Raw genomic sequence first — 13,858 nt, 5'->3', positions numbered from 1 at the left:
CTCGCTCAAGCCGCTCCACCCCCACTCGCGCGGGGCATACATGAGCTTGCTTTCCCACGACGCCCACGTGGTCGGCTCACCCCCACTCGCGCGGGGCTTACTGATCGCCTGGCACCAGCGGAGACTACTCAAGCGGCTCACCCCCGCTCGCGCGGGGCTTTCGACGACCCCGAGGTCGCGCAGTGGATGCTTCGGAAACACGTCGCTGGTGGCGAGGATGAGGCCCGCCAGGTCCGACTCCGGCCCGCGTCCGGACACCACCCGTTCGCCGCTGCCCTCGGGTCCGCCCAGGATGATCCCGGTCGTCTGCCCGCCCTGCGATCGCTGTGGCAACTGGTCTCGGGCCCAGGCCACCCAGGCGGCGCCTGTCCCCGGGGCCGCTTCCCACGGGGTGTTCGACGGGTGCGGCAGCGGACGGCCCCGGGGTGGTTCGTCGGCCGGGGCGGGGTCGTGGGTGCCGTGCACCACCCCGTCAGCTGGGCCAGGGGCCTGGTCAGATCCCGAAGCCGCCCTGAAACGTGGCCATCAGCCGCACCAACTGCTCGCGCAACTGCTGCTGCTGGTTCGCGGCCATCGTGATCGACTGGCGGATCTGCTCCAGCTGCGCCAGGACCTCGGCGTGCCGGGCGGTGCCGTTGAACACCGCCAGGTGCCCGGCGACCTCGTCCATCCGGCCCTGTTCCTGACTGAGCCCGTAGGGCTCCAGCAGGGTGGTCGCGGCCTGTAAGCCTCCGATGATCTGCTGCATGTCCACGGCGGTTCTCCTGTTCAGGTGAGGGTGTCGACGGCGGCGGCGGAGGCGGCCTGGCCGATCAGCTCCCCGGCCCGCTGCGGGTGGGTGAGCGTCAGACCACGGTCGTGGGGTGGGCGCCAGAGCACGGGAAGCACCCACGTCAGCGGCGGGGCACCGGCGGAGGTCAGGGTGAGGACCTTCCCGCCCAGTCCGGACAAGCTCGTCACCATCAAGGACGCCACGATCCCGAGGCCGGTGGTGATGGCCGTGGCCACCGCGTCGGCGTCGGGCACCAGGAGCGCCCCGGCCACCCGCCGGGCCTGCACGCACGGCAGACCGACCGGTTCGGCGGGGGCGTGTTCGGGACGCAACACCACGCCGAGCCGGCTCGCCTCCACCCGCAGCGGCACCGGCCGGTACTGGGCCGGCCACCACACCACCACCTCGCCCACCGCGTTCCCGGGCATGACGACGTCGGGTGGTGGGCCGCTCATCGAAGGCCCCCACCGAGGAAGGGGCGCACCCGGCGGGCTCGACGGGGCAGCACGTACCGGCGGATGCGGGAGGCGGGCCGCGCGTCCACCCGGGGGATCAGCAGAGTGACGACCTCGGCGACCTCAGCGGTGGGGATCACGGTCACCGCCTCGGCTGGCACTGGTCGGCGGCCTGGTCCAGCAGGCGGGCCAGGGACCGCGCCGGGCCAGGGCCCAGCATCAACGGCCAGTACGCGGCGACCTGGGAGGCCGACCGCAGCGTCAGCCTCGCCCCCGAGGCCAGGGCACCCGGCATGGCCGTGGGCGCGACGGACAGCGTTCGGGTCGTGGGTCCGATGTGCGCGGGGACCGCCAGGCGTCGCCGGGTTCGTAGGGCGGCGGCCACCTGCCGCACGCCCGAGGGCAGCACCAGGAACCTGGTTCCGCTGCCGACGAGGGCGACGGCGGAGCGCTCGACGGTGAGGGTGAGGGCGAGCGTGGTGAGCCGGCCGGTCGGGTCGACGGCGGGGACGGTGGCCGACCACTGGCGGCTGGTCCGTCGGGCCGGGGCGGTCACCTCCTCGGCTCCGTCCACAGCGGCAGCACACCGGCGAAAGCGGGGAGGGTGGGGGTGGTGGCGGAAGCGTCGAACGCCACCACCCCCGCCGGCCCGCGCCGGGGCGCATCGGTTGTGCGGGCCGGGTGTTCGGGGACGGCGCCGGGGAACACCGTCCCCTGCCGTCGCCTCCCGCACGGGTCGCGCGGGGCGGGGGGCGACGGTGGGGGTGGTGTGGCGGCGGGCTGCCCTCCCGCCGCCACACCGGACCGGCCCTCAAGGGGAGGTGGGGCCGGCCGTTGGGAGGGGACAGCGTCGGGGGCCGCTGTCCCCGGCCGGGCGCGCCGCGTCGGGGCGGGGAGCGCGTCCGGCCTGTCCTGGGCACACATCGCGAGCAACACCGCCACAGGAATCGCATGGACGGACGGTGGTGGAGTTGGTGCGGGCGACGACGCCGGGTGGCTTCGACGGTCGACGACCCAGGCCACAACCCAGAGCGTGGCTGCCACCAGTCCGCAGATGCCGGCAAGAACCAGTTCGATCACGAGCCGCCTCCCGAGCGTGCCACAAGATTCCTCAGCGTCACTTGTCCATCACCTCCTGTGATGGACAAGTGACGGTAAACCCGCCCGACCCGGCAACGAATTCGGTCGCCGCATTCGGCATGCACTTCATACATAAGTGCTGGTAGCAGCCACGCCGGTAGCGCTATGCTTTCCATTGATCACGGATCGAACAGGCGGTGGGGCATGCACCGATCATGTCGGGAGTGCGGCGCCAGACTGGCGCGGGACAATCGGGCGCGGACCTGCGCGCCATGCAACCGGCGAACACGTCGGACCACGAGTCCACCTACTTACCCTTACGAGTGGTGGGCCGGACATGAACAGATCGTCGCCGCAGTGGTTGAGCGTCACATCGGGCATCTCATCCGGGCGTACCGCCGGGCGCACGACCCGCCAGTACCCCAAGCACGTGTCGCGCAGTGGATCGGCGTCACCCAGGGGCAGCTATCCCGCATCGAGCGAGGCTCCGCCTCCAAGGACCTCGACCGACTCGAACGCTGGGCGTACCAACTGCGGATACCCGAAGCACTGATGTGGTTCAGCTATGCAGACAATGCACTGTCCGTGAGCAAGAACGGACATACCATCAAGCTTGACTCGGAACGAGGCCACGGAGAGGAAGAGGACATGGACAGACGTTCGTTCATCACCGGACTCACCGCCGTCGCGTCCACCGGAGTAGCGTCATCGCCGTGGAGCAGGGTCGCCGAGACAGCAGCTTCCAAGCGACCTGCGGACGCACGGACGATTGACCTGGTTACCAGCCGAACCCGCGACTTCTACCGAACCGAGGAACACACTCCGTCGCGCCAGCTGCTTTCAGGCCTGCAATCCCATCGCAAACTCATATTGACCTTGATCGACAATACAACAAGGGAAGGTGACCGTTCACGGCTGATCAGTACACTCGGAGAGACAGACGCGCTCGCAGGATGGGCATTGTTTGACGTCGGACAGACGGAACGCGCCGTGCGTGCTATTCGCACCGCCCTGAACGCCGCCGACCAGGCTTCAGATGGACCGCTAGCGGCCTGCGCGCTGAACTACTGGTCATACCTAGCCAGCGCACAAGGCGAGAAGCGGTTCGCACTCACACTATTGAGCAGAGCGAGTGACCGAGTCAAGGGCGCCGGAGCGCCCACCACCCATGCATGGGTTGCCGCCCGCACGGCAGAGGAAAGCGCGGCTCTAAATGGCGGCCCAACCGCTATGCGCGCACTCGACCGCGCCTGGACGGCATACGAATACGCTTCGCCACTGAGCGAACGACCGTGGACAGGTTTCTTCACGGAATCCCGCCTGGGCAGCATCGTGATCGCTACGCATAATCAGATTGGCAGCAGCGAGGCCGAATCACTGACTCGGGAAGTACTGTCAGCGATGAGCCCGTCCGAGAACAAGGTTCGCGCGTTGGTACTGTCCCATCTCGCGCGAAGCGCCGCTCGGTCGGCGGACTACGACCGAGCCTGTCATCTTGCTCGCGCCGCCCGCACCCTCGCGATCCGAACCGAAGCAAGTCTGGCGCGCGCGCAGATCCAGGAACTGCGCGCGGTCCTTCCTCCCAGGCTGGCAGCGGAGTTTGCCGGAGTCTAGGTTGTCTCCTCGTCCATCCATGCCAAGTAGGCAGGGTTGCCTGAGGTGATCGGGACGACGATGACCTCAGGCACGTCGTAGCTGTGAGCAGAACGCAGGTGCTCGACCAACCGTTCGCTGGCAGCGCCCGTCGTCTTGCAGACCACCTGCCACTCCCGGTCGGTCTGGACCTCCCCTTCCCAGCGGTACACGCTGGTGACCGGTCCCACGATCTGCGCACACGCTGCCAACCGCTGGTCTACCGCACTGCGCGCCAGGCTCTCAGCTGCCTCAACGGAGTCGGTCGTCGTAACGACAAGGGTGTAAGCCATGTCCTCATGTTCTCAGCAAGGTCAACGAGGACCGTAGTCGCGGGCACTGCCGTCGCCGGCCTACGGCTTCGGCCCCGCCCGGCTGATGGTTCTCGACGCTCTGGACCGCCAGGTGACCATCGTGGCCACCATCAGGTAACCGTCCATCATCGTGAGGAAACCCTGACGAAGGTGGAGGCGACTCGCTTCCTCGCGGAACCCATCCTCCTCATCCCTTCTGGGGTGCGTTGGCCTCCAACAAACCCAGTACGGTCCAGTCCAGGCCGTCGCATGCGTCAGCCCGGCTCACCCCCGCTCGCGCGGGGCTTTCCGACCCTGCCAGTGGCCGCGTGAGCAGCGCGGCGGCTCACCCCCGCTCGCGCGGGGCTTTCCCTCCTCATCCGGTGATGACGGCCAGCCACACCGGCTCACCCCCGCTCGCGCGGGGCTTTCGCCCTGTCGGTTCTCAAGCGGGTGTACGCCACCGGCTCACCCCCGCTCGCGCGGGGCTTTCGGAACTCGCAGGCCCGCCGGATCGCCCGCAAGCGGCTCACCCCCGCTCGCGCGGGGCTTTCACCCACCGGTCCATCACCTCCGCACTCGACATCGGCTCACCCCCGCTCGCGCGGGGCTTTCGTTCTCAAATAGTCCCATCTCGCCAAGAATGGAGGCTCACCCCCGCTCGCGCGGGGCTTTCCGACCTCCCCTCAGTACTTTGCTAGATGGTTCCGGCTCACCCCCGCTCGCGCGGGGCTTTCGAGCCGGGCGAGTCGCCGCTCGCGCCGAGGGACGGCTCACCCCCGCTCGCGCGGGGCTTTCCCGCCCCCGCCGCGTACACCACCGGCGTCGACCGGCTCACCCCCGCTCGCGCGGGGCTTTCGGTCGTCCACTCCCGCGCCTAAGGCTGCCTGAGGCTCACCCCCGCTCGCGCGGGGCTTTCTCGTCCTTCCGGTCCTGTACGCCGACCCTCGACGGCTCACCCCCGCTCGCGCGGGGCTTTCGTCCGCGTCCTCGACGCCGCGAACCGGAGCGACGGCTCACCCCCGCTCGCGCGGGGCTTTCAGCTGGTCGGGGGTGACGGGATCTGGACCGCCCCGGTGGTGTTGGAGGCCGTGCCTCCCACGCTCGTGTGCGTTCAGACCGCTGTGGCCTGTCGCCAGTGTCGTTCCTCGTACTCCAACGGTGGCCTATTCCCACACCAACTATGCAGCCTGTGGTGATTGTACCAGTGAATCCACTCCGCAGTAGCAGCGCGGACGTCCGCAACCCCCTTCCACGGGCCTTTCCGGTAAATCAGCTCCTTCTTGTACAACGCGTTGACCGACTCCGCCAGCGCATTATCGTAGGAATCACCCCGACGCCCAACCGACCGCGCGATCCCCGACCGGCTCAACCGCTGACTGTAACGCAACGCCGTGTACTGCACCCCCCGGTCGGAATGAGCCACCAAACCAGGAGACAGACGACTCCTCCGCGCCCACAGCGCCATATCCAACGCATCCAACGCCAGCGACGTATCAGCGGTATCCGACACCTGCCACCCCACAATCGCCCGCGAGAACGCGTCCACGACCAACGCCGAATACACGAACCGACTCTCCCCGAGCCGAACGTAGGTCAGATCCGTGACCCACAACCGGTTCGGCCTCGGTGCCCGGAACACCCGCTCGACCAGGTCACCGGGCTGGCCCTCGACCTGCCCGGGCAGCATCGACCGCGGCCGGCGGGACCGGGTGACCAGCCCGGTCATGGCCTCGGACCGCATCAGCCGTTCCACGGTGCAGCGGCCCACGGTCACGCCTTGGCGGTGCAGTGCCGCCCAGACCTTGCGTGCCCCGTAGAGCCGGTGCGAGTCCTCCCAAATCCGGCGGATCACCGCAACGAGTTCCCGGTCGCGGCGGTGCCGGGCGGAGGGGTTCGTCCGTCGGTTGCGAATCGCGTAGTAGGTGGACACGCTCAGCCCTACTGTGCGGCAGGATACTTCCACGGGGAACCGGTCCCGGTGGTGGTCGACGAACTCGGTCAGCTCGGTGGGCGGGGGTCCATCTCCCGGGCGAAAAAAGCCGAGGCAGCCTTGAGGATTTCGTTGGATCGGCGGAGTTCGGCGTTTTCCCGTTCCAGCCGTGCGATCCGGTCCCGGTCCGACTCCCCGGTATTCGTGGAGTCCGCCGAGCCGGTGTGGGTGCTGGGTTCACCGCTGCGGACCCAGTACCGCAAGGCCTCGGGGTGCACTCCGAGTTGGTCGGCTACCCGGGCGATGGCTCCACGTCCGGGTCCCCACTGCCCCTCCAGTTCACGGACCATCTCCACCGCGCGTCGCCGCAACTCCTGGGGGTATTTCTTCGCGGAACCCATGCTCCTCATCCTTCCTGGGGTGCAGGGCCTCCAACAAACCCAGTACGGTCCAATCCATGATTGACGGCTCACCCCCGCTCGCGCGGGGCTTTCGTCATTGCGGCTCCTTCCGTTCCTTCCGCCTACGGCTCACCCCCGCTCGCGCGGGGCTTTCTCGCCCAGGAGCTGGGGATCGCGAACGACCGTCGGCTCACCCCCGCTCGCGCGGGGCTTTCGCGCCAACCCCGAAAGGACCCAAATGCAAATGCGGCTCACCCCCGCTCGCGCGGGGCTTTCGGGTCGCCCAGTGGGAGCGCGCCGGTGACGAGCGGCTCACCCCCGCTCGCGCGGGGCTTTCACCGCATCCATCACGGCCGGGTCGGACAGGTCCGGCTCACCCCCGCTCGCGCGGGGCTTTCCCGCCCGGCAGCGCCCCGGCTCGAGGACGGCGCGGCTCACCCCCGCTCGCGCGGGGCTTTCCCACCCGGCGCCACCAGCGCCGGCAGCGCTGGCGGCTCACCCCCGCTCGCGCGGGGCTTTCGCCTCAGCAAGACCGAGCTGACCAGACGAATCCGGCTCACCCCCGCTCGCGCGGGGCTTTCGGCAGGAGGCCGGCGGCGACGAGTTCGTCGCGCGGCTCACCCCCGCTCGCGCGGGGCTTTCCCCAGATCCGGGCGAAGTAGCCGACCGTGGGGCGGCTCACCCCCGCTCGCGCGGGGCTTTCCGGAAATGCAGGATCGGGTCCCGGCCGTCGGGCGGCTCACCCCCGCTCGCGCGGGGCTTTCCCTTCGCGACCTGGGGTTTCAGGTGGGCGTTACCGTTTCTTGACCTTCCGTCGGCGCGGCCCCCTCGAAGGCAACCAGGGTCAGGCCGTCGAAGTCCACGGGCCGGCGTCTGCGGTGTCCCGCCGTCCGGAGCTCGAAGCCCTGCTCGTTGTCAGCGGGATGGACCAGCACGGCGACGCCGTCCCCCACGCACGCGCTCACCGCCGTCCACAGCTCCTCCCGCACCCGCGCGGAGACGGTCCCCACGTAGAGCTGGGGCGTGGCCTCGACCAGCCAGCGGGACAGGGCTCCGCGCAGGTGGTCGGGAACGGCCGACAGGGACAGCGCGATCATCGATGCCACACCAGCCCCCTCTCCCCGTTCCGTGCCGACGACGCACGGGGGCTGTCACTCGTCGTCATCGAGATCTCCCGCGTAGTTGGTGGCGCCCGGCACCGAACCCACGACCGGGTCCCACAGGTCGACCACCTTGGTTCGTAGCCCGGTGTCCTCCTCCTCGACGCCGTCCGGCCTCAGCACCTCCTGGATGTCCCGCACGATGCGCGGCATCAGCCGGAACAGGTGCAGTTTCTGGCGGAAGTGCCGCCGAGCCTCCCCCTCCGGGTCGGTGGAGGCGTGCAGGGAGAACGCCAGGGGGATCGTCAGCTCCGCCTTGTACAGGTCGGCGATGTCGTAGACGAAGGCCTGCTGGTTCCCCTCGTGGATGAAGCCCAGCCCAGCGCTGCACCCAAGGGCGTTCACCGTCGCGTGCACGATCCCGTAGAGGCAGGCGCTCGCCGAGGACAACGCCTTGTTCACCGGGTCCTGATCATCGAAGTCCGCCGGGTTGTAGGAACGGCGGAAACGGGCGATCCGATGGTGTTTGGCCAGGGTCCGGTAGAGGGCCTTCATCCTGGCCCCCTCCAGACCCCGCAACCGGGCGAGGGACACCTCCGAGGAGGCCAGCCCCGACTCCCCGAACCTCTTCTCGTACATGCGGGTCGCGACCGCCAGCCGTGACTCCTCCCCCGCCCACGCCCTGGCCTGGATCTCCAGCCACTTCGTGGTCAGGCTGCCCGGGACGCTGGAGGCGTAGCAGCGGACACCGCCGGAGCCGGTGGTGACGACCGTGGTGCCGTGCCGGCCCAGGGTGGCTTGTGCCGGGGCGGTGATGGACGTGCCAGGGCCGAGCAGCACACAGCTCAGCGCCGCCGTGGGCAGGTAGACGACCTCGCGGCCCCGCTCGGGGGTTTCCACCACCGCGCACACCCCGGTGTCGTCCTGCTCCACCCGCACGATGTCCAAATAGAGGAAGGACAGCGAGTCCCCGGCCCGCGGCAGCATGGAGACCGTGGGGACGGCGAGCCTGCGCCGCTGCACCGCCTCACTCATGCCGCACCCCGCGCGGGTGCCAGGGTCAGCAGACCGCATCCGTAGGCCTTGCCCCTACCGACACCGTCCCGCAGTCCGGTGCGGAGCGCGCCAGCGTCCGCGATGACGGCGTGCCCTTCGAACAGGGTTCGGGAGTGTCGGACCGGTCGGTCCTTCTTCTCCCTCCTCCCGCTCTGCTCCGCCTTCTCCTCCCCGCCGGACCTGCGCCACTTGGTGCCCAGCGCCGCGTCCAGGGGTGTGGTCAGGACGCTCCGCAGGTCCAGGCCCACCTCGGCTGCCTTGCGCGCCCACCACTGTTCGGCCTCGGCGCCGCCCAGCGGCATCACGTCCCCGAACTTCGCGCGGAACGGGCTGCCGGGGCCGAGCCGGCGGATCGCGTTGCCGGCGATCCGGTAGTGCACGGCGCGCCCCGGGGCCAGCGCGTCGACCAGGGGTGCCAGGGGCCGGGTGGCACTGTCGCCGTACCAGTAGGGCAGTCCACTGAGGTCGGGGCGCACCGCGCTCTGCACCAGCACCGTCTGGCTGACGGTGTTCTCCACGCGGAAGAGCACACCGAGTTTCCTCCGCGCCTCCCCGTTCAACCCGTCCGGGAACATCGACAGCACTCGTCGGTGCATCCGCACGATGTCACCCAGGTCGTGGCGCACTCGCCGGGAGGCGAGGTCCGGCACGATGCGCGTGAGCCAGAGCGTCACGGCGATGCTCCTTCCGGATCTGCCCCGCGCGACGTGCTGCCGAGGAACTCGCCGAGCCGTTCGGCGTAGTCCCTGCCGACTCCGCCGCACAGCTCGGCGGGCAGGGCGAGGGTGCGGGTGTAGCGGGGGCGTGGTCGGTACCAGCGCCTGCCAGGATGGAAGGTCACGGGCTGGTCGTTGGTCTCTCCGACCGGGTCCGCGCCGTCGTTGGCCCGGTCGGGGTCGGGAAAGCCGTCGTGGGCGGGGAGTGCGGTGAGGGGCTGGTCGCCGTGGAACTCGACCTCGACCGACCGGGTGTCGGCCGGGGGCCGAGGACGAGCCAGCGGCACGGCCACCAGGTGTTCGAGCGGCCGGTCGCTCAACCCGATCAGCAACGGCTGGTCCGGAGGACAGGCGCGCCGGCCGAGGTAGGGCGGCCAGCACGGGCTTCCCAGTGCCTCGGCGCACCGCTGGAGCAGGTCGTGGCCCTCCTCGCCGCTCGCGGTGAGGGCGAGGGTGAACGCGGCGTCCGCCAGGTAGTAGCGGTGTGACACCAGGGTCGCGGTCTTCGCTCCCCGCTTCCCGCCGTCCGCCGTGGTGACGGTCGCCTTCGGGTTCGGTTCACCGCCGCCGACGGTGTGGAAGTCGTGGAGGAACACCCCTGCCCGGTCCACCCGCACCGTCATCCCGAGCCGGGTGAGGTCGTCGATCGGCTCGCCCCGGGTGCGACCGAGCGCGAGGGCGAGCAGGCCCACCACACCGGATCGTGTCGGGAACCCGGCGGTGTCCCGCTCGGAGAAGTGGCTGCGTTCGCCCCAGGACTGGAGTGGCCCGGCCAGCCTGAGCAGCAGTCCGGCCGGGGGACGTGGCTGGCCGGTCACGGCTGGCCGGCCTCGCCGAGGGCGGCGACGACGGCCGCGTTCACCAGCTCGTCGAAGGACGTCCACTCCTCCCCCAAAGCGTTCAGCGGGCCGTCCGCCATGGTCATGGTGTGGCCGGCATCCACGACACCCCGCTGCCCCAGCAGTCGGTGGGCAACGTCGGCGTAGTGGGCGAGGGCCGTGACCGAGGGCTCGGCGAAGCCCTCCTGCCGGGCCCGCACCGGGTTCTCGAACGCGGGCGCGAACGAGACGGGGCGGTCGGAGCGCACCACGACGTGGGCGAGGGAGGGCAGGGTGTGGGGCGCGGTGGCGGTCTTCTTGGCCTGGGGCAGGGACTGGATGAAGGCGTCCAGGAAGGCGCGGGTGAGTTCGCGGGTGGCGTCGAGGTCGCCACCGAGGTTGTGGGCGAGGTCGGCGAGGTCGAGGGTGGCGTAGCGGTAGAAGACGCCGGCGCTGAACTCCAGCTGACCCATGTGGGCGCTCCCGGTCTCGTCGCCCCACTTGTCGGACACGTCGTCCACGGCGCCGAAGTAGTCGATCTCCACGTCGGTGGCGTGGGTGGTGAAGGCGTGGGCGACCTGGGCGGCCCCGTCGACGCTGGCGTTGTCGATCTCGGCCAGCATCCGGCCGAACAGGTTGATGACCCCGTTGCGGGAGCGCAGCACGGCGTCGATCTCGGCGGCGTTCAGGACGCTCTTCTTCGTGGTGGTCTTGGTGTCCTTGGCCCCGATGTCCTTGGCGTCCTCGAGGAGGGCGCGGTGTCGTTCGGCCAGGTCGGCGAGTTCACCGACGGCCGTGGTCGGCACGTAGACCAGGGCGTTGGTCGACCAGGTCGGCGACTCCTTGCTCGGGGGGTCGGCCTTGATGCTGCTGCCGGTGGCGATGTGCTGACCGGCGCGGCCCGCCAGCTCCGCCGGCCAACCCCGGTTCTCCCGCAGCTCCGTGGCGACGGCCTCCCCGATCCGGCGGGTCCGCAACGCGCGCTCGCCGATGAGGTCCTCGAACCGGAGCCGGGTCGCGCGCTTCCAGCTCTGGCTGCTCACGCGGGTGCGGGACACACCGCCGTACTGCACGGTCTTCACCGAGTTCGTGTCGTCCCGGTTGAGGTTGGCGAAGGGGACGGCGTGGAGGACGTGGACGTCGACGAAACGTCCGGGGAAGCTGGTGGGGCGAGTCATGACTGGTTCTCCTGGGATGGTGTGGCCAAGATGGGTGACTGGTGCCATCAGGCGAGGTCGGCCGCGGGGGACGTGCCCGAGGTCTCGGCGTCGTCGCGGTTCCGCGCCTCCTCCTCGGCCGCGCGGCGCAGTTCGCGGTAGAAGTCCTGGAGCCAACGGCGGGTGATGTCGGGGCGGTGGTGGGGCCACCTGCGCAGGTCCCTGAGCAGCCGGGGGAAGTCGATGGTCACCGGGGCCGAGGCCAGGAGCCGCACGGCGTGCGGCAGGTGTCGACGCAGTCCGGTGGGGCTCTGCCGGGTGAGGGCGGTCAGTCGGGTCTCAGCGCTGTGTTCCAGCAACGGCGAGCCCGAGGTGGACACGGAGGCCGCTCGGCCGGTGACGGCCTGTGCGAAGGTGAGCCCCAGCGTGTTGCCGTACTTCTGCTCGGGGGGTCGGCTGGTCTTCTCGGTCCCACCCGCTCCGTTGGCGGTCTGGTCCGAATCCTCAGGGTTCTCCGCCGCCTCGGCGTCGTTGTCGTGGGCTTTCCGGTCGGCCTTCTCCAGCAGCGCGTCCAGATCACCGGTGCTCAGGCTGGCGACGAGGGAGGCCACGGCGTAGTAGGCGGCGTCGGATTCCGCCACGCCGTCGGGGAGGGCGCGCTGCACGACCGCGTGCATGCGGGGCGCGGCGTCCACGTCCTTCCCGATTCCACTGCGCAGAGCGGCCCGGGCTCCTGGCTCCGCGCGCGCTCGTCGGGCGATGTCGAGGACGAACCGCCGTTCCCTGGCCAGCGGGTCCTCGCCGGTGCTCGCCGTGGTGGCGTCCCGCACGGCCACTGTGGGCTCACTCATCTCCTGCTCCGTCCTCGGTGTCCGCCGGACGTCCCTTGCGGCCGGTGCCCTTCTTCTTCTGGTTTCCGCCGTAGAGTTCGACGCGGGCCATCTCCACGGCTCGCGCGCCGCGGGCGGTGGCGCAGGCGGTGCGGGTGACCTCGTCGTAGGCGGTTTCGGCGAGCCGCCGGAACGCGCGGGCCGCCTCGGTCATGTCGGTGTCCCGGATCCGCCGCCAGAACTCCGTCTCGGCGGCGGGCCAGTAGCGGGCCGCGGTCTGGCGCACCCAGGCGCACTTGTTGTAGTCGATCTTGTCGGCGTCGGTCACCGCCTTCCACGCCGCGAACGCCGCCCGGCCCAGCCGCCACCCGTACCGCTCACCGAGCTGACGCAGTGCGCCGACCGCGTTCGCGGCCGCCGCGTCCCGTTCCTCGAAGAGGTCGAAGATGGGTGGGGTGGTGGCCCGCACGAACTGGCGGTCCTTCGCCTGTCCGTCCTGGTCGAATCCCAGCGCCCTGACCCGCAGCCGGGTCTCGTCCGCGATGTCCCCCGCTGTCCGGAAGACATCCGGTCGGCGGGGCTTGGTCTGCGCCTTGGGCTCTTCCAGCAGGAGCGCGTCGAGGTCCCGCCACAGGGCGCGCCCGGCGTCGGCTGGTCGGGCGTACCTGTTGCCGGTGCTGCTGGTCTGCCAGATGAGGTAGGGGTCCTCGACGGGCAGCTTGTCGTAGTGGGCCCAGGTCACGTAGCAGTCGGCGACGTGCTGGCCGGTGGCGTCGGGGACGAGCAGCACGGCCTGTTGCGCCTGGTCGGTCAGCATCGAGCAGGGGCCGGACGGGGGACGTGGTGGTGCGAGCGGGTTGGGGAGGTCCTCCCTCTCCCACGGGCAGAGGTCTCGCGCGGGGTCAGTGTCCGGCGCGGGTTCGGGCAGCCCGGCGAGCAGCGTGCCGAACAGGGTGGACGTCTCCGGGTGGTAGGAGAGCGCCGATCGGAGCGGGCCGGCGTTCATGTTGCCCTTGGGTTTGCCCCCGACCACTCGGGGGGTGCAGGTCCCGGAGGGGCCGTAGTACCGCCACACCAGGAGGTTCAGGACACCGTCGCCGGACGTCACCGGGGACGGGTCGCGCGGGTCGACGCGGCTGAACCAGGCGTGGTTGCCGCCGCTGGGCCTGGTGACGACGAGCTTGTCCGGGCCGGCCCCGGCCTTGCACTCCTCCGCCAGTCGCGGGTCCTGCAGGAAGGGCCGCACCGGATCGTAAAGGCGGAAACAGACGTCTTCCCGAGCGAAGTAGGAACTGATTTTCGCACCGTCGAACGAGCCACGCTGGAAAATGTCCAACCTGCGGTCCGGCCACGAGTTCCCTAATCCGTCACCCATTCGGTCCAATCCGGTGATACGGGCCGTGAGCGCGTAGAGAACGCGCAACAACGCCGACTCCGCCGGCGGCACCGGAACGAGGAGACCCTCGATCCGGTGCGCGTGCGAGAGGACCTCACGCAATCCCAAGTGCGTGCGTTTCCGCAGTTCATCGGGCACGTTGTCCTGCCACCGAACGGGAATCCACCCTTCGGTCGTCAGGTCGAACAGACCGTCATCGGCCATCACACCGTCCTCAAC

General features: G+C 70.2%; 15 protein-coding genes and 2 CRISPR repeat arrays. Of the genes, 1 reads left to right on the top strand and 14 read right to left on the bottom strand.

What is annotated here, in order from left to right; all coding sequences use genetic code 11:
- Positions 1–493: 493 nt before the first annotated feature.
- Genes ACOJVX_RS09480 through ACOJVX_RS09465 form a run of 4 tightly spaced genes read right to left on the bottom strand, consistent with a single transcriptional unit; the run spans position 494 to position 1,801 of the window.
- A complete protein-coding gene (locus ACOJVX_RS09480; protein WP_418155039.1) occupies positions 494–754 on the bottom strand; it encodes a hypothetical protein in 261 nt (86 codons plus the stop codon).
- A 14-nt stretch (positions 755–768) separates the two neighbouring features.
- Positions 769–1,227 carry a hypothetical protein gene (locus ACOJVX_RS09475; protein ID WP_418155040.1) on the bottom strand — a complete coding sequence of 153 codons (459 nt, stop codon included), beginning with the start codon at positions 1,225–1,227 and terminating at the stop codon, positions 769–771.
- The gene (locus ACOJVX_RS09470) at positions 1,224–1,367 is read right to left on the bottom strand and encodes a hypothetical protein (RefSeq protein ID WP_418155041.1); all 144 of its coding nucleotides are present in this window, start codon (positions 1,365–1,367) and stop codon (positions 1,224–1,226) included. Before ACOJVX_RS09470 ends, ACOJVX_RS09475 begins: the two co-directional genes overlap by 4 nt.
- A gap of 2 nt (positions 1,368–1,369) precedes the next feature.
- The gene (locus ACOJVX_RS09465; protein WP_026419412.1) at positions 1,370–1,801 is read right to left on the bottom strand and encodes a hypothetical protein; all 432 of its coding nucleotides are present in this window, start codon (positions 1,799–1,801) and stop codon (positions 1,370–1,372) included.
- An 863-nt stretch (positions 1,802–2,664) separates the two neighbouring features.
- On the opposite strand from ACOJVX_RS09465, the gene ACOJVX_RS09460 reads away from it, so the two are divergent.
- Complete coding sequence (locus ACOJVX_RS09460) at positions 2,665–3,921, top strand: helix-turn-helix domain-containing protein (protein ID WP_418155042.1); 1,257 nt, start codon at positions 2,665–2,667, stop codon at positions 3,919–3,921.
- On the opposite strand, the gene cutA is transcribed toward ACOJVX_RS09460, so the two are convergent.
- The 10 genes from cutA to casA all read right to left on the bottom strand — a co-directional run bounded on the left by cutA (position 3,918) and on the right by casA (position 13,843).
- Positions 3,918–4,232, bottom strand: coding sequence for a divalent-cation tolerance protein CutA (gene cutA, locus ACOJVX_RS09455; RefSeq protein WP_418155043.1), 315 nt, complete (start codon positions 4,230–4,232; stop codon positions 3,918–3,920). The two genes, ACOJVX_RS09460 and cutA, sit on opposite strands and share 4 nt — an antisense overlap.
- A gap of 281 nt (positions 4,233–4,513) precedes the next feature.
- Positions 4,514–5,273: a CRISPR direct-repeat array (repeat unit 29 nt; unit sequence CGGCTCACCCCCGCTCGCGCGGGGCTTTC).
- Positions 5,274–5,346: 73 nt separating this feature from the next.
- Entirely contained in the window at positions 5,347–6,198 is an 852-nt protein-coding gene (locus ACOJVX_RS09450) for an IS3 family transposase (RefSeq protein ID WP_081715524.1), read from the bottom strand.
- A 35-nt stretch (positions 6,199–6,233) separates the two neighbouring features.
- Positions 6,234–6,566: a transposase gene (locus ACOJVX_RS09445; protein ID WP_030106222.1), complete on the bottom strand. Its 333-nt coding sequence runs from the start codon at positions 6,564–6,566 to the stop codon at positions 6,234–6,236.
- Between the two features lie 63 nt (positions 6,567–6,629).
- Positions 6,630–7,330: direct repeats of the CRISPR family, unit length 29 nt; unit sequence CGGCTCACCCCCGCTCGCGCGGGGCTTTC.
- An 18-nt stretch (positions 7,331–7,348) separates the two neighbouring features.
- A complete protein-coding gene (cas2e, locus tag ACOJVX_RS09440) occupies positions 7,349–7,663 on the bottom strand; it encodes a type I-E CRISPR-associated endoribonuclease Cas2e (protein ID WP_418155954.1) in 315 nt (104 codons plus the stop codon).
- 54 nt (positions 7,664–7,717) lie between these two features.
- Positions 7,718–8,701, bottom strand: coding sequence for a type I-E CRISPR-associated endonuclease Cas1e (gene cas1e / locus ACOJVX_RS09435; RefSeq protein WP_418155946.1), 984 nt, complete (start codon positions 8,699–8,701; stop codon positions 7,718–7,720).
- Positions 8,698–9,396 carry a type I-E CRISPR-associated protein Cas6/Cse3/CasE gene (cas6e, locus tag ACOJVX_RS09430; RefSeq protein WP_422647430.1) on the bottom strand — a complete coding sequence of 233 codons (699 nt, stop codon included), beginning with the start codon at positions 9,394–9,396 and terminating at the stop codon, positions 8,698–8,700. The genes cas1e and cas6e overlap by 4 nt, the downstream gene beginning before the upstream one ends.
- Positions 9,393–10,256: a type I-E CRISPR-associated protein Cas5/CasD gene (gene cas5e, locus ACOJVX_RS09425; RefSeq protein ID WP_418155948.1), complete on the bottom strand. Its 864-nt coding sequence runs from the start codon at positions 10,254–10,256 to the stop codon at positions 9,393–9,395. Before cas5e ends, cas6e begins: the two co-directional genes overlap by 4 nt.
- Positions 10,253–11,434, bottom strand: a complete 1,182-nt coding sequence (gene cas7e, locus ACOJVX_RS09420; RefSeq protein WP_418155950.1) for a type I-E CRISPR-associated protein Cas7/Cse4/CasC — start codon at positions 11,432–11,434, stop codon at positions 10,253–10,255. The genes cas5e and cas7e overlap by 4 nt, the downstream gene beginning before the upstream one ends.
- 47 nt (positions 11,435–11,481) lie before the next feature.
- Positions 11,482–12,264 carry a type I-E CRISPR-associated protein Cse2/CasB gene (casB, locus tag ACOJVX_RS09415; protein WP_418155951.1) on the bottom strand — a complete coding sequence of 261 codons (783 nt, stop codon included), beginning with the start codon at positions 12,262–12,264 and terminating at the stop codon, positions 11,482–11,484.
- On the bottom strand, positions 12,257–13,843 hold the full coding sequence (gene casA, locus ACOJVX_RS09410; protein ID WP_422647429.1) for a type I-E CRISPR-associated protein Cse1/CasA: 1,587 nt from the start codon (positions 13,841–13,843) through the stop codon (positions 12,257–12,259). The genes casB and casA overlap by 8 nt, the downstream gene beginning before the upstream one ends.
- Positions 13,844–13,858 lie beyond the last annotated feature (15 nt).

It is taken from the genome of Actinoalloteichus caeruleus (genome assembly GCF_049311605.1).
In the GTDB taxonomy this organism is placed as follows: domain Bacteria; phylum Actinomycetota; class Actinomycetes; order Mycobacteriales; family Pseudonocardiaceae; genus Actinoalloteichus_B; species Actinoalloteichus_B caeruleus.
Note: the sequence above shows the minus strand (reverse complement) of the source record. Positions and strands in the feature narration are given on the sequence as shown.

Excerpts from the sequence above, each read along its gene's own strand:
- cas7e (WP_418155950.1), bottom strand. The coding sequence starts at position 11,434 with ATGACTCGCCCCACCAGCTTCCCCGGACGTTTCGTCGACGTCCACGTC.
- ACOJVX_RS09445 (WP_030106222.1), bottom strand. The coding sequence starts at position 6,566 with ATGGGTTCCGCGAAGAAATACCCCCAGGAGTTGCGGCGACGCGCGGTG.
- cutA (WP_418155043.1), bottom strand. The coding sequence starts at position 4,232 with ATGGCTTACACCCTTGTCGTTACGACGACCGACTCCGTTGAGGCAGCT.
- casA (WP_422647429.1), bottom strand. The coding sequence starts at position 13,843 with ATGGCCGATGACGGTCTGTTCGACCTGACGACCGAAGGGTGGATTCCC.
- cas1e (WP_418155946.1), bottom strand. The coding sequence starts at position 8,701 with ATGAGTGAGGCGGTGCAGCGGCGCAGGCTCGCCGTCCCCACGGTCTCC.
- cas2e (WP_418155954.1), bottom strand. The coding sequence starts at position 7,663 with ATGATCGCGCTGTCCCTGTCGGCCGTTCCCGACCACCTGCGCGGAGCC.
- ACOJVX_RS09475 (WP_418155040.1), bottom strand. The coding sequence starts at position 1,227 with ATGAGCGGCCCACCACCCGACGTCGTCATGCCCGGGAACGCGGTGGGC.
- casB (WP_418155951.1), bottom strand. The coding sequence starts at position 12,264 with ATGAGTGAGCCCACAGTGGCCGTGCGGGACGCCACCACGGCGAGCACC.